Origin of the sequence: Streptomyces sp. SM11 (genome assembly GCF_002910905.1) — a bacterium.
Classification (GTDB): domain Bacteria; phylum Actinomycetota; class Actinomycetes; order Streptomycetales; family Streptomycetaceae; genus Streptomyces.
Genome location: NZ_NEUE01000276.1, coordinates 13446 through 37223, shown reverse-complemented (window position 1 = coordinate 37223; position 23778 = coordinate 13446). Strand labels below are relative to the sequence as shown.

15 protein-coding genes and 2 pseudogenes are annotated in these 23778 nt (G+C 71.7%); 10 read left to right on the top strand and 7 right to left on the bottom strand.

Annotated features, from left to right (window positions below):
* From B9S58_RS30070 to B9S58_RS30055, 3 genes are all read left to right on the top strand, one after another.
* A partial coding sequence (locus B9S58_RS30070; RefSeq protein WP_146063583.1) for a protein phosphatase 2C domain-containing protein occupies positions 1-838 on the top strand: 838 nt, incomplete at its 5' end.
* A 110-nt stretch (positions 839-948) separates the two neighbouring features.
* Positions 949-2691 carry a pyruvate dehydrogenase gene (locus tag B9S58_RS30065; protein ID WP_103535104.1) on the top strand — a complete coding sequence of 581 codons (1743 nt, stop codon included), beginning with the start codon at positions 949-951 and terminating at the stop codon, positions 2689-2691.
* Positions 2692-3214: 523 nt separating this feature from the next.
* Entirely contained in the window at positions 3215-3580 is a 366-nt protein-coding gene (locus B9S58_RS30055; protein ID WP_103535103.1) for an ATP-binding protein, read from the top strand.
* 24 nt (positions 3581-3604) lie between these two features.
* On the opposite strand, the gene B9S58_RS30050 is transcribed toward B9S58_RS30055, so the two are convergent.
* Complete coding sequence (locus tag B9S58_RS30050) at positions 3605-4705, bottom strand: DUF2637 domain-containing protein (RefSeq protein ID WP_103535102.1); 1101 nt, start codon at positions 4703-4705, stop codon at positions 3605-3607.
* Between the two features lie 192 nt (positions 4706-4897).
* Complete coding sequence (locus B9S58_RS30045) at positions 4898-5746, bottom strand: (2Fe-2S)-binding protein (protein WP_103535101.1); 849 nt, start codon at positions 5744-5746, stop codon at positions 4898-4900.
* A gap of 146 nt (positions 5747-5892) precedes the next feature.
* On the opposite strand from B9S58_RS30045, the gene B9S58_RS30040 reads away from it, so the two are divergent.
* Positions 5893-6666 carry a GntR family transcriptional regulator gene (locus B9S58_RS30040; protein ID WP_103535100.1) on the top strand — a complete coding sequence of 258 codons (774 nt, stop codon included), beginning with the start codon at positions 5893-5895 and terminating at the stop codon, positions 6664-6666.
* A gap of 33 nt (positions 6667-6699) precedes the next feature.
* Here B9S58_RS30040 and B9S58_RS30035 read toward each other — a convergent pair whose 3' ends face one another.
* Both B9S58_RS30035 and B9S58_RS30030 read right to left on the bottom strand, forming a co-directional pair.
* Complete coding sequence (locus B9S58_RS30035; RefSeq protein WP_103535099.1) at positions 6700-7482, bottom strand: hypothetical protein; 783 nt, start codon at positions 7480-7482, stop codon at positions 6700-6702.
* Positions 7483-7654: 172 nt separating this feature from the next.
* On the bottom strand, positions 7655-9406 hold the full coding sequence (locus tag B9S58_RS30030; RefSeq protein ID WP_103535098.1) for a PucR family transcriptional regulator ligand-binding domain-containing protein: 1752 nt from the start codon (positions 9404-9406) through the stop codon (positions 7655-7657).
* Between the two features lie 313 nt (positions 9407-9719).
* Here B9S58_RS30030 and B9S58_RS30025 point away from each other — a divergent pair, with 313 nt between their 5' ends.
* The 6 genes and pseudogenes from B9S58_RS30025 (at position 9720) to B9S58_RS30000 (ending at position 20466) form a co-directional block, all read left to right on the top strand.
* On the top strand, positions 9720-10610 hold the full coding sequence (locus tag B9S58_RS30025; RefSeq protein WP_103535097.1) for a xanthine dehydrogenase family protein subunit M: 891 nt from the start codon (positions 9720-9722) through the stop codon (positions 10608-10610).
* Between the two features lie 2 nt (positions 10611-10612).
* Positions 10613-11212 carry a (2Fe-2S)-binding protein gene (locus B9S58_RS30020; protein WP_103535096.1) on the top strand — a complete coding sequence of 200 codons (600 nt, stop codon included), beginning with the start codon at positions 10613-10615 and terminating at the stop codon, positions 11210-11212.
* Positions 11209-13626 (top strand): xanthine dehydrogenase subunit D, encoded by a 2418-nt coding sequence (pucD, locus tag B9S58_RS30015; protein WP_103535095.1) that lies wholly within the window; start codon positions 11209-11211, stop codon positions 13624-13626. The genes B9S58_RS30020 and pucD overlap by 4 nt, the downstream gene beginning before the upstream one ends.
* A 328-nt stretch (positions 13627-13954) precedes the next feature.
* A complete protein-coding gene (locus tag B9S58_RS30010) occupies positions 13955-15412 on the top strand; it encodes an NCS2 family permease (RefSeq protein ID WP_103535094.1) in 1458 nt (485 codons plus the stop codon).
* A gap of 35 nt (positions 15413-15447) precedes the next feature.
* A complete protein-coding gene (locus B9S58_RS30005; RefSeq protein WP_103535093.1) occupies positions 15448-16590 on the top strand; it encodes an XdhC family protein in 1143 nt (380 codons plus the stop codon).
* 202 nt (positions 16591-16792) lie between these two features.
* Positions 16793-20466, top strand: a pseudogene (locus tag B9S58_RS30000) (S8 family serine peptidase).
* A gap of 159 nt (positions 20467-20625) precedes the next feature.
* Here the strand turns inward: B9S58_RS30000 and B9S58_RS29995 are convergent.
* The 3 genes and pseudogenes from B9S58_RS29995 to B9S58_RS29985 form a co-directional block, all read right to left on the bottom strand.
* Positions 20626-22176 carry a peptidoglycan-binding protein gene (locus B9S58_RS29995; RefSeq protein WP_103535092.1) on the bottom strand — a complete coding sequence of 517 codons (1551 nt, stop codon included), beginning with the start codon at positions 22174-22176 and terminating at the stop codon, positions 20626-20628.
* A gap of 242 nt (positions 22177-22418) precedes the next feature.
* A complete protein-coding gene (locus tag B9S58_RS29990; protein WP_103535091.1) occupies positions 22419-23150 on the bottom strand; it encodes a nitroreductase family protein in 732 nt (243 codons plus the stop codon).
* 97 nt (positions 23151-23247) lie between these two features.
* Positions 23248-23581: pseudogene (locus B9S58_RS29985) on the bottom strand (nitroreductase/quinone reductase family protein); the annotation flags it as partial.
* Positions 23582-23778 lie beyond the last annotated feature (197 nt).

The following is a 23778-nucleotide window of genomic DNA, read 5'->3' as shown; positions in this document are numbered from 1 at the left end:
GTACGGGACGTACACCCTGCGCGCAGTCTCCGTACGCGGCGACTCCGCCCGCTTCCGGGGCGAGCCCCGGCGCGACGGGCTGCTCACCGCCCGCTTCGGGGCCGCCGAGAGCGCCCTCGTCCTCGTCGCCGTGGCCGGCGGCAGGCGGGCGGGCGAAGCGGCGCACCTCGCCGCGGCCGACGCCTGCCGCTGGATCGGCGGGGCCGTCGCCCGCAGCCACGTCCGGCTCTCCGAGGACATAAGAGCGGGCCGCCGGGGCGACCTGAAGTCCGGGCTGCACCGGCTCACCGACCGTACGTACGGCAAGCTGCGCGCCCGCGCCGCCGAACTCGGCGTCGAACCGGACGCGTACACCGCGAGCCTCCGCTGCCTCCTGCTGTCCGCCGACCCCGACTGCCGCACCCGGGTCTTCTTCGGCGTCGGCAGCGGCGGCCTCTTCCGTCTCCGCGACGGACTCTGGCAGGACCTGGAGCCCGTCATCCCGGAGAGCGGCGGCCCGCAGCCGGGCGACGAGCAGGAGGAGGGCCCGGACGGGGACCGGCTGACCATGGACCTCCAGATCACCGCGCCGCCGTCCCCGCGCATCGAGGGAACCGCACAGCCGCCCGCCGAGCCCTTCCGCTTCCGGGCCTCCGTGGCGCGACCCGGCGACACACTGATGCTGTGCGGCAACGGTCTCGCCGAGCCGATGCGCGGCGAACCGGCACTGCCCGGCGAGCTCGCCGAGCGCTGGGGGAGTGCCGGGCCGCCCGGTCTGCCCGCCTTCCTCGCCGACACCCAGCTCCGGATCAAGGGGTACGCCGACGACCGCACCTGCGCAGCCGTCTGGGAGGCGTAACCGCGCACGCCATGGGTTGATGGATGCCGGGGCCCGGCGAAACGGTGTTTCGGGCTCCGGTCTCCGGACAACCGAAGTGCACGGAGCACGGGCAGGAAGGGTGCGCACCCATGGCCAAGCAGAACGTGGCGGAGCAGTTCGTCGACATCCTCGCCAGGGCAGGCGTCAAACGCCTGTACGGCGTCGTCGGCGACAGCCTGAACCCCGTCGTGGACGCCATCCGGCGTAACTCGGCCATCGACTGGATCCACGTCCGGCACGAGGAGACCGCTGCTTTCGCCGCCGGAGCGGAGGCGCAGGTCACCGGCTCGCTCGCGGCCTGCGCCGGCTCCTGCGGGCCGGGCAACCTGCACCTGATCAACGGCCTGTACGACGCGCACCGCTCCATGGCCCCGGTGCTGGCCCTCGCCTCGCACATCCCCTCCAGCGAGATCGGCCTCGGCTACTTCCAGGAGACCCATCCGGAGCTGCTGTTCCAGGAGTGCAGCCACTACAACGAGATGATCTCCAACCCGGAGCAGATGCCGAGGCTGCTCCAGACGGCGATCCAGCACGCCATCGGGCGCGGCGGCGTCAGCGTCGTCACCATGCCGGGCGATATCGCCTCCAAGCCCGCCCCCGAGAAGTCCATCGAGCACGCCCTCGTCACCACGCGGCCGACCGTACGGCCCGGTGACGACGAGATCGACAAGCTCTGCCGCATGGTGGACGAGGCCAAACGGGTGACGCTGTTCTGCGGCAGCGGTACGGCCGGGGCACACGCCGAGGTCATGGAGTTCGCCGAGAAGATCAAGTCCCCGGTCGGGCACGCGCTGCGCGGCAAGGAATGGATCCAGTACGACAATCCGTACGACGTCGGGATGAGCGGGCTGCTCGGCTACGGCGCCGCGTACGAGGCGACGCACGAGTGCGACCTCCTCATCCTGCTCGGCACGGATTTCCCGTACAACGCCTTCCTCCCGGACGATGTGAAGATCGTCCAGGTCGATGTGCGCCCCGAGCGCCTCGGCCGCCGCTCCAAGCTCGACCTCGCGGTCTGGGGCGATGTGCGCGAGACCCTGCGCTGTCTGACGCCCCGGGTGAAGCCCAAGTCCGACCGGAAGTTCCTCGACCGGATGCTGAAGAAGCACGCGAACGCCCTGGAGGGTGTGGTCAAGGCCTACACCCGCAAGGTCGAGAAGCACGTCCCGATCCACCCCGAGTACGTGGCCTCCGTGCTGGACGAGATGGCCGACGAGGACGCCGTGTTCACCGTCGACACCGGAATGAACAACGTGTGGGCCGCCCGCTATCTGACGCCCAACGGCAGGCGCCGGGTGATCGGCTCGTTCAGCCACGGCTCGATGGCCAACGCCCTGCCGCAGGCGATCGGCGCTCAGTTCACCGACCTGGACCGGCAGGTCGTCGCGATGTCCGGCGACGGCGGATTCGCCATGCTGATGGGCGACTTCCTCACCCTGGTCCAGTACGACCTGCCGGTGAAGGTGGTCCTGTTCAACAACTCCTCGCTCGGCATGGTGGAGTTGGAGATGCTCGTGGCCGGTCTTCCGTCGTACGGAACGACCAACAAGAACCCGGACTTCGCCGCGATCGCCCGCGCGGCCGGCGCCTACGGTGTGCGTGTGGAGAAGCCCAAGCAGTTGCAGGGCGCGCTCAAGGACGCGTTCAAGTACAAGGGCCCCGCGCTCGTCGACGTGGTCACCGACCCGAACGCGCTGTCCATCCCGCCGAAGATCAGCGCCGACATGGTCACCGGTTTCGCGCTCTCCGCCAGCAAGATCGTGCTCGACGGCGGAGTGGGCCGGATGCTCCAGATGGCCCGCTCCAACCTGCGTAACGTGCCGCGTCCTTGAGTGTCCGGCGCCACGTCCGCTCCGTCAGGATCGAGCGTGTCGTGGGCCTGGGGCGGTGGGGGCGGAGGCCGGGGGCGCGGCCTGGGCCCAGACCGTGCCGGCGGCGAGGAGTACGGGCAGCGGGGCGGCTGTGCCGCCGAGCCGGATGACGCGTGGGGGATGCGCACACCATCATGATGGCGCGCGTAGAAGATGGGCCGTCAACGCCAAGGCGGTGGCTTTCGCGGGATGTCAACCAATGCTGCGCCCATCTGGTGATGGCGTGCGCGGGTGGGATGTTCCGTGCGCCCCTCGCCGCTCCTGACCGTTCACCTATTGATGCGCCGGCAAGCGTGACCGTGTGCGTACAGGGGCATGCCTCCCGTGAGGCTGTTCGACGGGCAGTCTGATCGGAGGAGGCCGGTTCACAGTGCGGGCGGGGGAAATGGCGAAGCGTCAGAGCAGGACCGCGGTCGTCGAGGGGCGCGGCCCCCGGGGACGGAGACCGGGTGAGCCAACACCGTCGGCCCGGATGCGCCGGAAAGTGGGTCACGCCGAACGCTCGGCGGTGGGGGAAGTGCGGCGGGACCTACGGGAGTTCCTCCGACATCGCTCCGGCCAGGAGCAGACCGAGGCGGCGGAGCTGCTGGTGACTGAACTGGTGACCAACGCCCTCATCCACACCCGGCACGGGGCCGTGGTCACCGCCACGGCGACACACGCCCGACTGCGGGTGGAGGTCCAGGACTTCGCTTCGGACGACCTGCCCGCGCCGTACGTACCGAACGCCGACGACGGTACGCACGGCAGGGGCCTGATCCTGGTCCAAAGTCTGGCCGACGCCTGGGGCGTGGAGGTACAGGCCCTGGGCAAGGTCGTCTGGTTCGAGCTGCACGGCGGAAGACCCTGAGGGGCTCTCCGCCGCCAGGCCCGATCAGCCGAACTGTTGCTCCAGATCCTTCAGTTTCTGTTCCAGCGAGTCGAGCCGGGGGAGTGTCTGGGTGTCGTCCTCGGCCGTGAGGTCGACGGTCCGCGAGTCAGCTCCCTGGTTCGCGGCGTCCAGGCTCTTCGGGCTCGAACCGTCCGCCGCCTGCTTCGGGCCGACGGCTTGCAGGGATGGCCGGGGCCGCAGAGGCAGCTGACCCGGCTCTGCTATGGCGGGCTCCGCGACGGCCGGCGCGCCGCCCGAAGCCGGGGTGAGCGCGGGCACGTCCACCTGCTGCCCGCCCTGGCCGCCGCGTCCCCAGACCCGGTTCTGCCGGTTCAGGGCCTTGATGCGGGCCCGGTCCAGCTTCTCCTGGTCACGTCGGCGCATCCGGTCCTGCTCGCGCTCCTTGCGGTCCTCCCGCACCTCGTCCACCGCCTCGTCCAGGGTGCGGACGCCCTCCAGGAGCATCAGCGACCAGGCGCCGAAGGTCTCCCGGGGCGCCCGCAACCAGCGGACGATCCGGATCTGCGGCAACGGACGGGGCACCAGGCCCTGTTCACGCAGCGCGGCGCGCCGGGTCTGCTTCAGCGCCCGGTCGAAGAGCACCGCGGCCGAGAGGGACATCCCCGCGAAGAAGTGCGGAGCACCCGCGTGGTCCATGCCCCGGGGGGCGTGCACCCAGTTGAACCAGGCGGCGGCCCCGGCGAACGTCCACACCAGCAGCCGGGAGCCGAGAGCCGCGTCTCCGTGGCTCGCCTCCCGCACGGCCAGCACGGAACAGAACATCGCGGCGCCGTCCAGTCCGAACGGGACCAGATACTCCCAGCCTCCGGTGAGGTTCAGGTTCTGCCGGCCGAAGCCGACGAGCCCGTGGAAGGAGAGCGCGGCGGCGACCGCCGCGCAGCAGAACAGCAGGACGTACGAGGCGGTGGCGTAGAGCGCTTCCTTGCGTCTGCGGCGGTCCTCGCTGCGTTCCCAGGAGTCGTCGGCCGCGGCCTTGCCGGCGGCACGCTTGCCGCGTGCGACCACCGTCACCGCCGCCATGACCCCCACGAGCAGTACGGCGCCCGGAAGCAGCCAGTCAAGCGATATGTCGGTCAGTCTCATGCGCGGTCCCTTGCGTCACGTAGGGCGTTTCGTGCGCCATCGTGACGGAATTCCCGTCCCGCTCCGGTGGTTTCGGGACAAGAGCACGCCATGGGGGTGGGAGAGGCTATCGATGGGTGGAATATTCCCGAACGGTCATTCGGACGTCCCGAGTTGTGTTCGATTCCACGTCATTCGGACGGGCGGTGTGGATCAGGAAGCTGCCGCGAGCTTCCGCACCCGGTCCGCGTCACAGGTACGCGGGCAGGTCACACAGGTGTCCTCGGGGCGCAGGGTGTAGAAGAGACAGCAGCTCGCCCGGTCCCGGGTCGGCAGCGACTGGCCCTCGGGGCCGGTCAGCTCGCGGAAGCCCGCGGTGCCGACGTACGGCTTCGCCGTGCCGGGGAGCAGCAGCTCCAGTTCGGCCATCGCCCGGCGCTCCTCGCCCAGCAGATGCGCGATGTACCAGAGGCCCTCGACGATCTCGTCCGTCGCCATCCCCCACAGGGCCCGCTTCCCGCGCCGCATGCGCGGCCCGAAGCCCTCCAGTACCGGACCGAGGTGCTCGGTCAGGGAGGCCAGGACCTCGGCCCGCAGCGCGGCCTCGTCCGCGACGACCCGGGCCCCGGGCAGGGCGGCGGCCGGGTCGTCCGGCAGGCAGGCGAATTCCCGGACCCGTACCGTCAGGTGCCCGAGCGCCCGCTGGAAGGCCACGTCCTCGACCGGGATCCGCACCACCCTGCGCTGCAGGAACCAGGGCACCGTCACCAGCAGACAGGCGGGCCAGGCGTACCGGTGCAGACCGAAGCTCGCCACCACGTCCGGGCGGGCCTGCCGGCCGTAGTCGCGCAGAACCTGGGCGTTGTCCCAGGCGAGGAAGGCGTCCACCGCGGCACCGCCGGCCGCCAGCTCGGCCGCGCCGACCCAGCCCGCGCCGGACGGGGCGACGGCGTCGCCGTCGAGCACGTCGGCCCGCAGGCCGGGGAACACCTCGGTCAGGCGGGCGTACGCGGCGGTCACGGGGGACGTCGCGGCACCGGTGAACGGCGGGGAGAGGGTCATGCAGGGGACCACCGAATCGGGATCGTTTGCAGGTAAGGCTAACCTTACCCGACGTCATCGATGTTTGAACTGCAGCCTCCTGCATCTATCGTGCACAGGGGGTCCGGCGCACGCGAGTCGGCCCGCGGCAGGCGGAGGAGGTCCGGGTGGAGCAGGGCAGCGCGCGTGAGGGCGCACGTCCGGCGTACGCCCCCGGAGCGTTCCCGCGCACTCCGGCGGAGGGTCGGACTCCGGAGGGCCGCGTGCAGGAACAGGCACGGGGCGAGCACACCCACAGTGAGCCTCCCGCGCCTCGTGCCGTTCAGCGCCACTCCGTCCGCGGCCAGATCCTGGACGCCCTGCGCGCCGCCCTCGTCGACGGCGAGCTGGTGCCCGGCCAGGTGTACTCCGCCCCCGCGCTCGGCGCCCGCTTCGGGGTCTCCGCGACACCGGTGCGCGAGGCCATGCAGCGGCTGGCCGTCGAGGGCGCCGTCGAGGTCGTGCCGAACCGCGGCTTCCGGGTCAGCGAACGCGGGCCCCGCGAGCTGGCCGAGCTGGCCGAGGTGCGGGCCCTGATCGAGGTCCCGGTGATGCTGAGCCTGGCCCGTACGGTCCCGGCGCACCGCTGGAGCGTCCTGCGCCCGCTGGCGGAGGCCACGGTCACGGCGGCGGCCGTGGGTGACCGGGCCGCCTACGCCGAGTCGGACCGGGCCTTCCACCGCGCGGTCCTCACGCTGTCGGGCAACGAACAGCTCGTGACCGTCGCCGACGACCTGCACCGGCGTTCCCAGTGGCCGCTGGTCGCGGGCCCCGCCACCCGCCGGGCCGACCTGCTCGCGGACGCCTCCGAGCACACCGCCCTGCTCGACGCGCTCATCGCCCAGGACCTCACCGTCGTCCAGGCCCTGGTCCGCGAACACTTCGCCGGCGCCGACGGCTGACCGGGGGCCCCGCGGGTGTCGGACGCCCCGGGATCAGCTCGCCTCCGCGGAGCGCGGGGCCGGGGGGCCCAGGTACGGGGCCAGCCAGGTGGGCACACCGCCGAGGAGCCGGAACAGCCGGCCGGCCTCGGCGCGCAGCCGCGCCGCCTCCGGTTCCGGCACCGCCTCCGCGAGGGAGATCAACGCCGGCGCCGTACCGACCAGGAATCCCAGCTCCTCCCGGATCCGCAACGACTCCGCGAAGCCGTGCCGGGCCTCGGCCAGTTCCCCCTCACGCAGGGCGAGCGCGGCCAGATGCCGCCAGGTGGACGAAAGGAGCAGCTCGTCGCCCCGGGTCGCCGCACCGGCGTGCGCCCGGCGGAACGCGGCGCGAGCCGACTCCGGCGACTCCGCGATGTTCTGGGCGATCAGCCCGCGCCGGAAGTCCAGCAGCGGCCGGGCCGGGGACGCGGGGGCCAGCAGCGCCGCCGACCGGCTCAGCGCCACGCTCGCCTCGTCGGCCCGGTCCCGGACCGCCAGGAGGGTCGAGGCGTACGCCAGATGGCCCCGCTCGGAGGCGGCCGAGCCGCGCTCGTCGTCGCTGCGGGCGACGGCCTCCGCCATGCGCAGGGCGTCCTCGGCGTCGGTCCAGCCCTGCCCGGTGTAGAGACACCGCTCGGTCAGCAGCGCGGTGCGCTGGAGCGCCGAGGCCGGATCGGCGGTCGCGTGGTGCTCCAGCAGTGTGGCCGCGTCCGTCCAGCAGGCGCGTGACCGCAGCCGCCATACCGCGGTCTGGAGCGGCGGATCGTCATCTGCTGTCGTTCCGGAACCAGACATGGCGGTATGCGCCACATTGCCCTCCCCGAGCGCGCCATTGTGCTGTTGGGTACGGCGCATCTCAGCACGGAATGGCACGCCGGGCCAAGGGGTCCGGGCAATGTCAGGTGAAAGATTTCACAATCGGCCGGAGTGCGACGGTGCCCCGCCGGCCCCGTGCGCGGCCGGAAGATCAGCTCATGCGCAGTGCGAGGAAGAAGTCGAGCTTGTCCTCCAGGCGCGAAAGGTCACGCCCCGTCAACTGCTCGATTCGGCCGATGCGGTAGCGCAGCGTGTTGACGTGGAGGTGCAGCCGGGCCGCGCAGCGGGTCCAGGAACCGTCGCAGTCCAGGAAGGACTCCAGCGTCTCGATCAGCTCCGCCCGGTGGCGCCGGTCGTAGTCGCGCAGCGGGTCCAGCAGCCGGGCGGTGAAGGCGCGCCGGACGTCGTCGGGGACGAACGGCAGCAGCAGCACGTGCGAGGCCAGTTCGTGGTGACCGGCCGCGCAGACCCGCCCCGGACGGGCCGCGGCCACCCGGCGGGCGTGCCGGGCCTCCTCCAGCGCTCCGCGCAGCCCTTCGGCGGAATGCACGGCCGCGCTGACACCCAGTGTCAGCCGGCCGTCGTCGGCGAGCCCCGCCGAGAGCGGTTCGCGTACGGAGGCGAGCAGCGCGTCGGCGTGCAGCCCGGGGTCCGCGTCGAGGGCGTCGGCGTCCTCGACGCCCGCCCGCGCGGCATCGCTCCCCGCGCCCTCCTCGGAGTCCGAGGGCACGGTGGTGCGCGTCGGCAGCGGCACCAGGGCGATGGCCTCCTCGCCCGCGTGGGCGACGGCGATCCGGTCGGCGGAGTCGGGGCCGCTGACCGCCGGGTCGACGAGGATCTCCTCCAACAGCGCCTGGGCCACCGGACCGCTCGCGATGTCGCCCGCGGCGGCGGCCTGGCCCGCGGCGGTCCAGTCGACCCGGGCCACCACTACCTGCCACTGCGGGGCCACGCCGAGGCCGGGCAGCAGGACCGGTGCGGCGACCCGGAGCCTGGCTGCGATCTCGGCGGGGGCGGCGCCCGCCTGGACCAGCTCCAGGACCTCCTGGGCCAGCCTGCGGCGTACCGTACGGGCCGCGTCGCGGCGGTCGCGTTCGACCGCGATCAGCTGCGTGACGCCCTGGAGCAGGTCGAGCCGGGCGGCGGGCCAGTCCGAGGCGTCCGCCTCGACCGCCAGCAGCCAGTCGGAGAGCACCGACTCCCGTACGTCGCGGGCGGCCGGCACCGCGCCCCGGCCGGTGTTCCGGATCGGGAAGAGCGCATACGTCGTGCCGGCGATCGCGGCCCGGTGCGGACCACGGCGGCCGGTCCGGGTCGCGGCCAGGTGCTGCCCGGCCAGCGCCGCGCCCAGCGGTCCGGGCAGCGGGGCACCCGCACCGGCGATCTGGCGGCCGGTGGGGGACAGGACCCAGGCCCGCAGGTCCAGGTCGGAGGTGAGGAGGTCGAGGACCACCTCGGGGCCGCCGCCCGCCGGGCCCGACGTCATCAGCCGCCGGTGCCGGTCCACCACGGCCGCCAGGTCGCCCGCCCGCTCGCCGGAGACCTGGCGTACGACGTACTCGGTGATCGTTGCAAAGGCCACGGTCTCGTGCACGGCGACGAGTGGGAGGCGGTGGTGCAGGCAGGCCTCGACCAGATCGGCGGGGATGTCGCCGAGCTCCGCCTCGCCGGCCGCGAGACCGGCCACCCCGGCGCCCGCCAGGATCCGGACGAACGGCTCGGAGTCCGCCGCGTCCCGGCGCCAGGCGAGGCCCGTGAGCACCAGTTCACCGCCGGAGAGGTAGCGGCTGGGGTCGCGCAGGTCGGTCGTCATGACGCCCCGGACCGTGCGGTCCAGTTCGTCCTCGCCGCCGAGCAGCCGCAGGCCCAGCGCGTCGGTCTCCAGCAGTGCGCGCAGCCGCATCTCGTCGCCGCCGATCTTTCCGTTGAGGGAGTGGGTGAAGGAGAGGTGGTGAAGGAGGTCGTGGGGTGGGGAGTCGTGGGGTGAACGGGTATCTGTGAATTGTGGTGAGGCTACTGATTCCCGCCATTCGTTCGAATCTACAAGACAAGGACGGAGACCAGCCAACTCCTTCAGTGCTTCGGTGACTGCACCGGCGGGAGCCGGGCTTGTGTACTGGGCCACACACCACATGAACACCACATGAACGAGCCAGTCGAGGGCCGGCCGTCCCCAGCCCCAGCGAACGACCCGATTGAGAAGAAGAGAGCCACTCATGGACTTCCTTCGCCCCGCCAGCTGGGAGGAGGCGCTCGCCGCCAAGGCCGAGCACCCCACGGCTGTGCCCATCGCGGGCGGCACCGATGTGATGGTCGAGATCAACTTCGACCACCGGCGGCCCGAGTACCTCCTGGACCTGAACCGCATCGGTGAGCTGTCCGAGTGGGAGGTGGGCCGGAGGAGTGTGCGGCTCGGCGCCTCCGTGCCGTACAGCGCGATCATGGAGCACCTGCGCACCGAGCTGCCCGGCCTGGCGCTCGCCTCGCACACCGTCGCCTCCCCGCAGATCCGCAACCGCGGCGGCGTCGGCGGCAACCTCGGCACCGCGTCGCCGGCCGGTGACGCCCACCCGGCCCTCCTCGCGGCCGGCTGCGAGGTCGAGGCCGAATCCGTACGCGGAACGCGGCTGATTCCTATCGACGCTTTCTACACAGGGGTCAAGCGCAACGCCCTGGAGCCGGACGAGCTGATCCGCGCCGTGCACATCCGGAAGGCCGACGGACCCCAGCAGTACTCCAAGGTCGGCACCCGCAACGCCATGGTCATCGCCGTCTGCGCGTTCGGCATCGCGCTGCACCCCGAGACCCGCACCGTGCGCACCGGCATCGGCTCCGCCGCCCCGACCCCGGTCCGGGCCAAGGAGGCCGAGGAGTTCCTGAACGCCGCGCTCGAAGAAGGCGGGTTCTGGGAGAACGGCAAGATCATCACCCCCGCGATCGCCAAGCAGTTCGCCGCCCTTGCGTCCGGCGCCTGCAACCCGATCGACGACGTACGCGGCACGGCGAAGTACCGCAGGCACGCGGTCGGCATCATGGCCCGCCGCACGCTCGGCTGGACCTGGGAGCAGTACCGCGGCGCGGGCCGCACGCTGGAAGGAGCTGCGTAACCATGCGAGTCAATTTCACGGTCAACGGTCGTCCGCAGGAAGCCGACGACGTGTGGGAGGGCGAGTCCCTCCTGTACGTCCTGCGTGAGCGCATGGGCCTGCCGGGTTCCAAGAACGCCTGCGAGCAGGGCGAGTGCGGTTCCTGCACGGTCCGCCTGGACGGGGTTCCGGTCTGTTCCTGCCTGGTCGCCGCCGGTCAGGTCGAGGGCCGCGAGGTCGTCACCGTCGAGGGCCTGGCCGACTACGCCAAGCACCGCGAGGACGCCCACCCCGGCGGCGGCTGCGCCACCGGATCCTGCGGCACCACCCTGGACGCCGCCAAGCGCTGGCAGTCCAAGCCCACCGACGGCCAGACCGGCGAAGCCGTCCAGCTCTCCCCGATCCAGCAGGCGTTCATCGACGCCGGAGCCGTCCAGTGCGGCTTCTGCACCCCCGGCCTGCTGGTCGCCGCCGACGAGCTGCTGGAGAACACTCCCTCGCCCTCCGACCAGGACATCCGCGAGACGCTCTCCGGAAACCTGTGCCGCTGCACCGGTTACGAGAAGATCCTCGACGCGGTCCGCCTCGCGGCCGCCCGTCAGGAAGAGGCGGTCCAGTCATGACGACGCCCCCGAAGGCCCAGACCGTACCGGCCGGCACGCCCACCAAGATCACCCAGGGTTCGCCCACCAAGGGCGGCATCGGCGAGTCCACGCTCCGCCCCGACGGCACCCTCAAGGTCACCGGGGAGTTCGCGTACTCCTCCGACATGTGGCACGAGGACATGCTGTGGGGCCAGACGCTGCGCTCCACCGTCGCGCACGCCGAGATCGTCTCCATCGACACCTCCGAGGCGCTGGCGACGTCCGGCGTCTACGCCGTGCTGACCTACGACGACCTGCCCGCCGAGATGAAGAACTACGGCCTGGAGATCCAGGACACCCCGGTTCTCGCGCACGGCAAGGTCCGCCACCACGGTGAGCCGGTCGCGATCGTGGCCGCCGACCACCCGGAGACCGCGCGCCGCGCAGCCGCCAAGATCAAGATCGAGTACAAGGAGCTGCCCGTCGTCACCGACGAGGCCTCCGCCCTCGCCGACGACGCGACCCTGGTCCACGAGGGCCGCACGGACGAGTACATCAAGTACGTCCCGCACCCGAACGTCGTGCACAACCAGCCGATCATCCGCGGCGACGCCGACGAGGCCGCGAAGCGCGCCGACGTCATCGTCAAGGGCGAGTACACCTTCGGGATGCAGGACCAGGCCTTCCTCGGCCCGGAGTCCGGCCTCGCCGTGCCCTCCGAGGACGGCGGCGTCGAACTGTACGTCGCCACCCAGTGGCTGCACTCGGACCTCGAACAGATCGCCCCCGTCCTCGGCCTGCCCGAGGAGAAGGTCCGCATGACGCTCTCCGGCGTCGGCGGGGCCTTCGGCGGCCGCGAGGACATCTCGATGCAGATCCACGCCTGCCTGCTGGCGCTGCGCACCGGCAAGCCGGTCAAGATCGTCTACAACCGGTTCGAGTCCTTCTTCGGACACGTCCACCGGCACCCGGCGAAGCTCTACTACGAGCACGGCGCCACCAAGGACGGCAAGCTCACGCACATGAAGTGCAAGATCGTCCTGGACGGCGGCGCCTACGCCTCCGCCTCCCCGGCGGTCGTCGGCAACGCCTCCTCGCTCTCGGTCGGCCCGTACAGGATCGAGGACGTCGAGATCGAGGCCGTCGCCCTCTACACCAACAACCCGCCCTGCGGCGCGATGCGCGGCTTCGGCGCGGTTCAGGCGTGCTTCGCCTACGAGGCGCAGATGGACAAGCTCGCCGCGAAACTGGACCTGGACCCGGTGGAGTTCCGGCAGCTCAACGCCATGGAGCAGGGCACCCTGCTGCCCACCGGCCAGCCCTGCGACTCGCCGGCCCCGGTCGCCGAGCTGCTGCGCCGGGTCAAGTCCCGGCCGCTGCCGCCCGAGCAGGAGTGGCTGACGGCGGGCAGCGACGGCACCTCCGTCGACGTCCGGGCCCTGCCCGGCGGACTCTCCAACACCACCCACGGTGAAGGCGTCGTCCGCGGTGTCGGCTACGCGGTCGGCCTGAAGAACGTCGGCTTCTCCGAGGGCTTCGACGACTACTCCACCGCCCGTGTGCGGATGGAGGTCATCAACGGCGAGCCGGTCGCGACCGTGCACACCGCGATGGCCGAGGTCGGACAGGGCGGCGTCACCGTGCACGCCCAGATCGCCCGTACCGAACTCGGTGTCAACCAGGTCACCATCCACCCCGCCGACACCCGCGTCGGCTCCGCCGGATCCACGTCCGCCTCCCGTCAGACCTACGTCACCGGCGGCGCCGTGAAGAACTCCTGCGAGGCCGTCCGGGAGCAGGTCCTGGAGATCGGCCGCCGTAAGTTCGGCACCTACCACCCGGCCTGGGCCACCGCCGAACTCCTCCTGGAGGGCGGCAAGGTCGTCACCGACGGCGGCGAGGTGCTCGCCGACGTGGCCGACGTGCTGGAGGACGAGGCGATCGACGTCGAGCTGGAGTGGCGCCACCGGCCCACCGTGGCGTTCGATAAGCGCACCGGACAGGGCAACGGCCATGTCCAGTACTCCTTCGCGGCCCACCGCGCGGTCGTCGAGGTCGACACCGAGCTTGGCCTGGTGAAGGTCATCGAACTGGCCTGCGCCCAGGACGTCGGCAAGGCGCTCAACCCGCTCTCCGTCCTCGGCCAGATCCAGGGCGGCACCCTCCAGGGCATGGGCGTCGCCGTGATGGAGGAGATCATCGTCGACCCGAAGACCGCGAAGGTACGCAACCCGTCCTTCACGGACTACCTGCTGCCCACCATCCTCGACACGCCGACCATCCCGGTCGACGTGCTCGAACTCGCCGACGAGAACGCCCCGTACGGGCTGCGTGGCATCGGCGAGGCACCCACCCTGTCGTCCACCCCGGCCGTCCTCGCGGCGATCCGGAACGCGACGGGTCTTGAGCTCGACAGGACGCCGGTGCGGCCCGAACACCTCACCAGCACCTGAGTGCCTGCCGGGCGATCTCCCACCGGTCGTCGCCCGGCAGCTCCGAGCGGTCCCCCCGAACTCTCCGGGCGGTGCGCAGAGCCGAGAACGTCACAATTTTCCGCACCCCGCACCGCCCGGAGGCACCAAGTACCGCACCGCTCGCGGTCCTTCGCCGTGCTGAGCGCACGGCATCGCCTCGCGGATCATCCGTGCCGCCGGCATATCCGTTCTGCTTCAACAGTCCGTCCCGGCCGTCCCCGGGTCGTGCGGCCGACGCAGTCATCCCAAATCCCGCAGTCAGGAATCTCCAAGCGGGTGCCCCTGTGAACCTTGGGAGTCAGGCATCATGACCCAGCAGTCAGTGGAACCGAAGACCAGTCCGGAGGCCGCGGGCCCCGGCTCGCGCGTCCCCGCCGGAAGATCATGGCTCGACCGTTACTTCCACATATCCGAACGAGGCTCCACGGTCGCGCGCGAAGTGCGCGGCGGCGTCACGACCTTCATGGCCATGGCGTACATCCTTCTGCTCAACCCGCTGATCCTCGGCGGGAAGGACGTCAACGAAGACCTCCTCAGCCAGAGCGGCCTGATCACCGCGACCGCCTTCGCGGCGGCCGCGACGACCCTGCTCATGGGCTTCGTCGGCAAGGTGCCCCTGGCGCTCGCCGCCGGACTCAGCGTCTCCGGTGTGCTCGCCTCGCAGGTCGCGCCCAGCATGACCTGGCCGCAGGCCATGGGCATGTGCGTGATCTACGGTGTGGTGATCTGCCTCCTGGTGGTCACCGGTCTCCGCGAGATGATCATGAACGCGATTCCGCTCGCGCTCAAGCACGGCATCACCATGGGCATCGGGCTCTTCATCGCCTTCATCGGCCTCTTCAAGGCCGGATTCGTCCACCAGGGCGTGGCGACCCCCGTCTCCCTCGGCCCGGCCGGTGAACTGGCCGGCTGGCCCGTCCTGATCTTCTGCGTGACCCTGCTCCTCATCTTCATGCTCCAGGCGCGCAACATCCCCGGCGCGATCCTGATCGGCATCATCGTCGGCACCCTGGTCGCGATCGCCATCAACGCGATCGTCGACATCGACCCCAAGACATGGAGCAGCGGCCCGCCCGCCCTGGAGGGCAGCGCGGTCGCCATGCCCGACTTCTCGCTCTTCGGGAACGTCGAGTTCGGCGGCTGGGGCGACGTCGGCGTGATGACCGTCGGCATGATCGTCTTCACCCTGGTGCTGGCCGGCTTCTTCGACGCGATGGCCACCATCATCGGTGTCGGCACCGAGGCCAAGCTCGCCGACGAGAAGGGCCGCATGCCGGGCCTGTCCAAGGCCCTGTTCGTCGACGGCGCCGGCGGCGTCATCGGCGGTGTCGCCTCGGGCTCCGGTCAGACGGTCTTCGTCGAATCGGCCACCGGAGTCGGCGAAGGAGCCCGGACCGGGTTCGCCTCCGTCATCACCGGCCTGTTCTTCGCCGCCTGCCTCTTCTTCACCCCGCTCACCGCGATCGTCCCGACCGAGGTGGCCTCCGCCGCCCTCGTCGTCATCGGCGCGATGATGATGCAGAACGCCCGGCACGTGGACTGGGGCGACCGCTCGGTCGCCATCCCGGTCTTCCTGACCGTGGTCCTGATGCCCTTCACGTACACCATCACCACCGGTGTCGCCGCGGGTGTCATCGCGTACAGCGCCATCAAGCTCGCCCAGGGCCGGGCCCGCGAGGTCGGGGCCTTCATGTGGGGGCTGACCGTGATCTTCATCGTCTTCTTCGCCCTCAACCCGATCGAGAGCTGGCTGGGCGTCCACTGACGCCCGAGCCCCCTTCACGCCTAAGGAGATACGCCATGCTGGACATCGCCGAGGAGCTGCACCGGTGGGTCTCGCAGGGACGCGAGTTCGCCGTCGCCACCGTGGTGGCGGTCGGCGGCAGCGCGCCCCGGCAGCCTGGTGCCGCCCTCGCGGTCGACCGCGAGGGCACGGCCATCGGGTCGGTGTCCGGCGGATGCGTGGAGGGGGCGGTCTACGAACTGTGCCAACAGGCCCTCACGGACGGGAAGTCCGTCCGCGAGCGTTTCGGCTACAGCGACGAGGACGCCTTCGCGGTCGGCCTGACCTGCGGCGGCGTCATCGACATCCTGGTGACGCCGGTACGGGTGGACGATCCCGCCCGCCCGGTGTTCGCCGCAGCGCTCGCGGCCGCCGCGGAGGGGGCGGCGGCCGCGCTGGCACGGATCACGGACGGACCCGGCGAACTGCTCGGCCTCCCGCTCCTGGTCCGCGCCGACGGCAGTTACGAGGGCGGGCTCGGCGGCCACCCGGCGCTGGACCGGACCGCCGCCGCCGAGACCCGCGCCCTGCTGGACGCGGGCCGCACCGGACCGCTCGCCATCGGCGCGGAGGGCTCCCGCTGCGGCCGGCCCGTCGAGCTGCTGGTCGAGTCCAGCGTTCCGCCGCCCCGCATGGTCGTGTTCGGAGCCATCGACTTCGCCGCAGCGTTGGTCCGGGCCGGGAAGTTCCTCGGCTACCGGGTCACCGTCTGCGACGCCCGACCGGTTTTCGCCACTGCGGCACGCTTCCCCGAGGCCGACGAGATCGTCGTCGACTGGCCCCACCGCTACCTCGCCGGGGCCACGACCGACGCGCGTACGGTGCTGTGCGTCCTCACACACGACGCCAAGTTCGACATACCGCTGCTGGAGGCCGCCCTGCGCCTTCCGGTCGCCTACGTCGGCGCGATGGGCTCGCGCCGCACCCACCTGGAGCGCGACGAGCGGCTGCGCGAGGCCGGTCTCACCGACCGTGAACTGGCCCGGCTGCACTCGCCGATCGGCCTCGACCTCGGCGCCCGTACGCCGGAGGAGACGGCCCTGTCCATCGCCGCCGAGATCGTCGCGGTCCGGCGCGGCGGCAGCGGCGTACCGCTCACCGGGGCGCACACCCCCATCCACCACGACAGCAGCGGACAGCAGCTCGCTTCGGTGGCCTGAGGTGGCCTGAAAGACCCGTCCGCGCCGGGCGGGTAACCGCCACGGCGGTTTCCCGCCCGCCCGGAACGCAGCGGTCGCCCCGGATTTACCGGTAGATCAGCTGCATGACTTCTTCCCCTCCTCCGTTCCCGGCCGGGCGAGATCCGCCCGCCCAGGACGCAGAGCCCTGCTCCTGGCGACCTCGGCGGCCCTCATGGGCGGCATGCTGGTCCCCTTCGCGGGCGCCGCCGGCGCCGCCCCCGCACCGGGCACCGACGCCGCCCCGCGCTCCGGCATACGCACCGAGAGCCACACCGTCACCCTGGTCACCGGTGATGTCGTGCGGTACGCGGACGGCCCCGGCGACCAGGACACCGTCACCGTGGACCGCCCCGACGGCGCGCACGGCGGCGTCCACATCCAACAGGCGGGCGAGGACGTGTACGTCCTGCCCGACGAGGCCACCACACTGATCGCGGCGGGCACCCTGGACTGGCGGCTGTTCAACGTCTCGGCCCTGGTGCGCATGGGATACGACGACGAGGGCACCGGCGCCATCCCGCTCATCGCCACCTACCCGGCGGCCAAGGGCGACGCCAAGGCCAAGGCCCTGCCCGCCGCCCCGCGCGGCGCGAAGAAGGTCCGCACCCTCGAATCCGTCCACGGGGCCGCGCTCACGGCCGACAAGGACGACGCGCGGACGTTCTGGAGCGCCATCACCCGCAAGCCGAGAGCCCGTTCACTCGACAGCGGGATCGCGAAGCTGTGGCTGGACGGGCGTTCCGAAGCGCTGCTGACCGATTCGGTACCGCAGGTGGGCGCCCCGCAGGCGTGGGCCGACGGCTTCAACGGCAAGGGCGCCAATGTGGCCGTCCTGGACACCGGCATCGACGCCGACCACCCGGACGTCAAGGACCGGCTCGTCGGCTCCCGCAGCTTCGTTCCGGGCGAGGAGGTCGACGACAAGCACGGCCACGCACGCACGTCGCCTCCACCATCGCCGGATCCGGCGCCGCGTCCGACGGTGCCGACAAGGGCGTCGCCCCGGCCGCCGACCTGCTCGTCGGCAAGGTCCTCAGCGACGCGGGCTCCGGCGCGGACTCCGGGATCATCGAGGCCATGGAGTGGGCGAAGGCCGAAGGGGCCGACATCGTCTCCATGAGCCTCGGCTCCCCGGTGCCCGACGACGGCACCGACCCGATGTCCCAGGCGGTGAACTCCCTCTCGGCGGACGGCGGTCCGCTGTTCGTGATAGCGGCCGGCAACGCGTACGGGGCGGGCACGATCGGCTCGCCCGGCTCGGCGGAGCAGGCGCTCACCATCGCCGCCGTCGACAAGCGGGACGCCCGCGCCGACTTCTCCTCCATGGGCCCGCTCGTCCGCTCCCACGGCCTGAAGCCCGACCTGTCGGCCCCCGGCGTCGACATCAGCGCCGCCGCCTCGCAGTCCGTCCCCGGCACCGAGGGCATGTACCGGTCGATGTCCGGTACGTCGATGGCCACGCCCCACGTCGCGGGCCCGGCCGCCATCCTGAAACAGCGTCACCCCGACTGGACCGGTCAGCGCATCAAGGACGCGCTGATGACCTCCTCCAAGCAGCTCGACGCGTACACCCCGTACGAGCAGGGGACCGGCCGGCTCGACGTGAAGGCGGCCATCGGCACGACGATCGAGGCCACCGGCTCGGTCCCGGTGGCCTCCTACGACTGGCCGCACAGCCCGTCCGACGAGGTCGCCGAGCGCACCATCACCTACCGCAACGCGGGTGACACGGACATCACCCTGGACCTGGCCACCGACACGGACGAGGCGGCCTACACGCTCTCCACGGACACGCTGACCGTCCCGGCCGGCGGTACGGCCGAAGCGGTCGTTTCCCTCGACCCGGCGAAGGTCGCCAACGACACCACTTTCTCCGGCCAGGTCCTCGCCACCGACGCCGCGGGAGCCACCGTCGCGCACACCGGCTTCGCGCTCACCAAGGAGAAGGAGCTGCACGATCTGACGCTGAAGCTCCGCGACCGGTCGGGCAGGCCGATGGGCGGCCTGGTCGTCCTCGCCGAGCTGGGCGACCCGCGGCTCGGCCTCGTCCAGGTCAGCGGTGGCGAGACCACCCTGCGCCTGCCGCCCGGCAACTACACCGCCTGGGCCTCCGTGGACATCGACGGCGACCGCCCCGACTCCAAGGCCGTCGCGTTCCTCGCGGCACCCGAGACGATCCTCACCGGGTCCACCACCGTCACCCTCGACGCCTACGAGGCCCGCAAGGTCAGTGTGCGCACCCCGAAGGAGACGGAGACCCGCCAGCTCCGCTACGACATGGCGCGGACCTCCCCGGACGGCACCGTCCAGCGCGACGCGTTCCAGATCCCCCTGACGTACGACCAGTTGTGGGCCAGTCCCACCAAGAAGGTCACCCAGGGCAGCTTCAGCTTCCTGACCCGCTGGCGGCAGGGCGAGGAGCTGATCGACGTCGAGGCCAGCGGACGTGACGTGCCGGTCTTCGTCCAGGGAGGCGCGGCGGTCGCCGCGGACAGCCGGCGGAAGCTGAACGCGGTGTACGCGGGCAAGGGCACCCCGACGGACTACCAGGTCCTGAAGGCGCGGGGCAAGGCGGTCGTCATCACCCGCAGCGCCGACGTCACTCCCGCCGAACGCCTCGCGGCCGCGCTGGCCGCCGGCGCCAAGGCCCTGTTCGTCGTCAACGACGAGCGCGGCGTGGCGATGTAGAGCTACACCCCGTACGGGGAGCAGACCACCATCCCGGTCGCCTCCGTGCGGAGCTCCGCGGGCGAGACGCTGATCAGAGCGGCGCAGCGCGGCAAGAAGATCCGGGTCGACCAGAAGAAGTTCGCGGACTACCTGTACGACCTGGTGGACCGCCACGACGGCGCGATCCCGGACCGCTCGCTGGCCTTCGCCCCCTCGACCCGTCAGCTCGCGAAGGTGGAGAACACCTTCTACGGCCAGAAGAGGACGCTCGGCGCCGGCAACCGCTACGACATCCCGGACTACGGCCCCGGCCTCGGCTTCGAGGAGTACGAGCAGTTCCCGGACGTCCGCACCGAGTGGGTCAACCCGCTGCCGGGCGACTCGTTCTGGTACGAGAACCACTCGGTGCTCAACGCGGAGCGGTCCGACCGGGCGCACGAGATGCGCAGCGCCGAGCTGGACTACCGGGCGGGCAAGGACTACCGGGCCGATTGGTTCGCCCCGGTGACCCGCCCCCGACTCGGCACCGGCTACTGGGGACCGTTCCGCACGACGTACGACGACCTCCAGTTCAACATCACCCCGTGGACGGACGGGGGCGCGGGCCACTCCGGCTCGATGCCCGAGAACGAGTACGACACCACCTCCTACGCCTTCTACCAGGGCGACAAGGAGCTCAGGAAGGGCCCGGGCCGGGCGGGCTACATCGGCGACCTCGCCACCGAGAGGCTGCCCTACCGCCTGGTCATCGACTCGCAGCGGGACGCGAAGACCTGGAAGACGTCGACCCGCACCCACTCCGAGTGGGGTTTCGTCTCCGGCGCGCTGGAGGAGGGCGGCCCGTACCAGGCCGGCATCCCGATGCTCCAGCTGGACTACGACATCGACACGGACCTCGCCGGCGACGTCCGGGCAGGCAGGTGGACCGAGATCGGCCTCTCCTCCGGTACCCAGGAATGGCTGCCGGGAGCGGTGAAGGCGCACAAGGCCTCGCTGTCGGTCAGTTATGACGACGGCAAGCACTGGGGCAAGGTGGAGCTGCGCAAGAAGAAGACCGGCGAGTGGACCGCGAGGTTCCGCACCCCGTCGAAGGGCGCGGCCTCCGTCTCGTTCAAGGCGCACGCGCAGGGCCCCGGCGGGCTCTTCGTCGACCAGGAGATCACCCGGGCCTTCGGCCTGAAGTGACCTGCTGACCTGCAGGGTCGCGGGCGCCCGCCCGAACCGGGCCGGCGGATGTCAGACCTTCTTGAGGTCCTGCTCCGCATTCCCCCGCCCGGCCGGTGCGGTTGGACGTGACCATGAGCGTTCACGACGTGGCCCGCGGGCTGCCGGGCATATCCGCCCTCACTTCCCGCTCTGCAGCGCCCGCCACGTCGCCGGGCCCACCGTGCCGTCGACGCCCAGCTCGCGGGTGGTCTGGTAGCTGCGGACCGCCGTGTCCGTGGCCGGGCCGAAGCTGCCGTCCACGCCCACGGTGGTGCCGAGCGCCGCCGTCAGGGCCCGCTGGAGCCGCTTCACCGCGTCGCCCGAGCTGCCCTGTTTCAGCACCGGGGTCGTGCCGGCCGACAGCAGGGCCGTCCAGGTCTTCGGGCCGACGATCCCGTCGGCGTCGAGGGAGCGGGACCGCTGGAAGGCCTGCGCGGCGCTCTTCGTGCCGGGACCGAACTGGCCGTCCACCTGGCCCGGCTCGTAGCCCTGCTGGGTGAGCAGTGTCTGGACGGCCCTCACCTGCGGGCCCGACGAGCCGGACTGCTGGGTCGTGTACGCGGGGAAGGTGATGCCGTCGCTGCCGCTGCCCGGGTCGCCGCCGATCAGCTGCATGTAGTAGTCCCAGTCCCAGTGCTCGCCCGGGTCGGTGTGGTCGTTGCCCGGGACCTCGACGTGGCCGACGATGTGCGCCCGGTCCTTCGGGATGTTGAACTTCGCGCTGAGGTGGGAGGTCAGCGCGGCCGACGAGCGGTACATCGCGTCCGTGAACCAGGCCGGGTTGTCGACAAAGCCCTCGTGCTCGATGCCGACGGACGAGGCGTTGGCACTGCGCGCGTGCCACGCGGTGTCCTTGTCCCGGACCGTCTGGGTGACCTCTCCGTCCGAGGACCGGATCACATAGTGGGCGCTGACCTCGGACGCCGGGTTCTGGAACCAGCTGATGGAACCCGCGTACGAGCCCTGCGTGACATGCACGACCACCTTGTCGACGGTCGCCGTGCGGCCGGTGACGAAGTTGGCGGAGTGGGCGGGCACCCAGCGCGCCGAGGGGTAGTCCTCGCTCTGGACGCGGACGTCGGACGCGGACGGCCCGCCCTTGTCCGGGGCGACCGGACGGGAGGGCACGTGCACCTCCTCGCCGGACACCTTCGCGGCCACGCCCTCCGCGAGGAACGTGTAGACCGCGTCCGCGTAGAGCACGGCGGCCGGTCCTTCGGTGGCGCTGTAGCGGGCCACCGCCGGATACCAGGAGTCGACGTCCCGGCGCTCGGCGGCGTCCAGGCCCAGCGCGTCGGCGTGGTCGCGCAGGACGGCCGCGCCGCCGAGGATGTTGGCCGTCGTGTCCCGGCGCAGCCGCGCCGCGCTCTCGCCGGTCAGCTCCGAGGCCTTCTCCAGGGAGCGGTTGACGGGGTTGCTCGCCAGGTGCATCACGCCGAAGCCGTTCGCCTGGCTGGGCTTTCCGCCGTGACCGTTCAGCCGGGACTCGCCGTAGCCGACGGCGGCCAGCAGATCGCGCGGTACGCCGTACTCCCGGGCCGCATCGGCGAAGGCGCGGTTCATCGGGTCGGCCGTGCCCGCCTGCGGGTCGGCGCTCGCCGGGTGTCCGGTCGCGAGGAGGGCCGTGGCGGTGAGGACGGCCAGGGAGCAGACGCGGGCCCGGATGCGGGCGGCGATGCGTGGAGGCATGGGGTCTCCTGCTCTGTGGGGAGAAGAAGCCCTCGGGCCCGGGGTGGGCCAGAGGGATGCCGAACCCGGCCAGGCTATCGACATGGGCAGGGCACAACAACGCGGCGCGCTGGTGGTGCGGTTGACAACATCCCGCAAACACAGGGGAGTTGGTCATTCCGCCGGGTGCGCCCTGGGCCTGCCGGGTGACGGCGGGTGTCACCCGGCAGGAGTGTCGGAGCCGATGGGCGCGGGGCCGGCCGCTACCAGCGGTCGCGGTGGATGACGTCCGCCACCGGCCGCCGCCGGACGGGGCCGAAGTTCCCCGCGGGCCACCCCACCGGAACGGCGGCGAACGTCGCCATGTCCTCCGGGATGCCCAGCTCCCGCTTCCACTCCTGCTCCAGCATCAGATGCCAGATGGTGATGTTCGCGGCCAGCCCCAGCCCCCGGGCCGCGAGCAGCAGGTTCTGCACCCCCGGATAGACGCAGGAGCCCTCGGCCAGCGCCTGGAACCGCGTCTGCGTGTTCATCATGTGCTCCGTGCCCGCCGGGCCGAGCGCCCGCGCCGAGGCCGCGAGACCCTCCTCGTCCAGACGCGGCTCGGGGAACCGGTAGCACGGCACGATCAGCACCGGGGTGTCGGCGAAGTGGTCGCGCTGATGCTCGATCGCCGCGACCATCCGGCCGTACGCCGCCTCGTCCATGCCCTCGGGCGCGTACTTCCCGGTCGTCGCCAGATACGCGTCAACGCACCGCCTCCACAGCGGGGCGAGCCGCGCCATCACCTGGCGGTCGGTCACCACCACGTACTCGTAACACTGCATGTTGCCGCCGCTGGGTCCCCAGACGGCAGCCTGTATCAGCTGCTCGACCGTCTCGTCCGGCACCGGGTCCGGCTTGAGGCGGCGCATGGCGCGCATGGAGGACATGGTGTCGAAGAGAGCGGGGCCGCCGAGGGCGGAGGGGTCGGTCTGAACCGTTTCCATGGTCATGATCGCGGAGTCTACGGTTCGGACCGGCGCACCATAAGGGCTCCCGGCGGCCGGTGGGAGCCCTTGTGGTGCGTCCCACCGCCACCCCGCCGGCGGCTCAGGACCGCGTCAGCCGGACGACCGGGATGCCCCGCCCGGTGCCCGCCCGATACTGCCCGTAGCGCGGGAACGGTTCCACAGGACCCGGCCGGGCCCGCGCCTTCTCCTCGGCGGGCCGCGTCGCCGCGACCGCCCCGAACCGCTCGCTCTTCACCCGGAGTTCGACCTCCGGGTTCGCCTGGAGGTTCAGATACCACAGCGGCGGCCGGTCCGAGCCGCAGTTGGACGCCAGGATCGGACTGTCCTCGCCGTCCCGCCCGTGCATCAGCACCGTCCCGCCGCACCGTCCCGCCGCGCCGCCCCACGTAGTCCATCGGGGGACAGGGCACACCTCAGGGCCTGCCGTTCGGATCATGCCGGGCTCGCGGGGTCCGGCACGCGCATCCGCCGCGTCGTCGTCAATCACCAACTTCCCCAAGCTCTCGGCTTCGCTGGAGCAGCCCCATCCGCGTTGCCTCCATCCTCCGCCTTGCGGCTGCACGCACCGGGCCCCCGGATTCGTACACCTGGACACCCCTCCCACCGCACG

What these genes read in the sequence shown, in the direction of transcription:
- B9S58_RS30065 (WP_103535104.1), top strand. Translation starts at nt 949, where the DNA reads ATGGCCAAGCAGAACGTGGCGGAGCAGTTCGTCGACATCCTCGCCAGG.
- B9S58_RS30050 (WP_103535102.1), bottom strand. Translation starts at nt 4,705, where the DNA reads ATGAGACTGACCGACATATCGCTTGACTGGCTGCTTCCGGGCGCCGTA.
- B9S58_RS30045 (WP_103535101.1), bottom strand. Translation starts at nt 5,746, where the DNA reads ATGACCCTCTCCCCGCCGTTCACCGGTGCCGCGACGTCCCCCGTGACC.
- B9S58_RS30035 (WP_103535099.1), bottom strand. Translation starts at nt 7,482, where the DNA reads ATGTCTGGTTCCGGAACGACAGCAGATGACGATCCGCCGCTCCAGACC.
- B9S58_RS30030 (WP_103535098.1), bottom strand. Translation starts at nt 9,406, where the DNA reads ATGCGGCTGCGCGCACTGCTGGAGACCGACGCGCTGGGCCTGCGGCTG.
- B9S58_RS30025 (WP_103535097.1), top strand. Translation starts at nt 9,720, where the DNA reads ATGGACTTCCTTCGCCCCGCCAGCTGGGAGGAGGCGCTCGCCGCCAAG.
- B9S58_RS30020 (WP_103535096.1), top strand. Translation starts at nt 10,613, where the DNA reads ATGCGAGTCAATTTCACGGTCAACGGTCGTCCGCAGGAAGCCGACGAC.
- pucD (WP_103535095.1), top strand. Translation starts at nt 11,209, where the DNA reads ATGACGACGCCCCCGAAGGCCCAGACCGTACCGGCCGGCACGCCCACC.
- B9S58_RS30010 (WP_103535094.1), top strand. Translation starts at nt 13,955, where the DNA reads ATGACCCAGCAGTCAGTGGAACCGAAGACCAGTCCGGAGGCCGCGGGC.
- B9S58_RS30005 (WP_103535093.1), top strand. Translation starts at nt 15,448, where the DNA reads ATGCTGGACATCGCCGAGGAGCTGCACCGGTGGGTCTCGCAGGGACGC.
- B9S58_RS29995 (WP_103535092.1), bottom strand. Translation starts at nt 22,176, where the DNA reads ATGCCTCCACGCATCGCCGCCCGCATCCGGGCCCGCGTCTGCTCCCTG.
- B9S58_RS29990 (WP_103535091.1), bottom strand. Translation starts at nt 23,150, where the DNA reads ATGACCATGGAAACGGTTCAGACCGACCCCTCCGCCCTCGGCGGCCCC.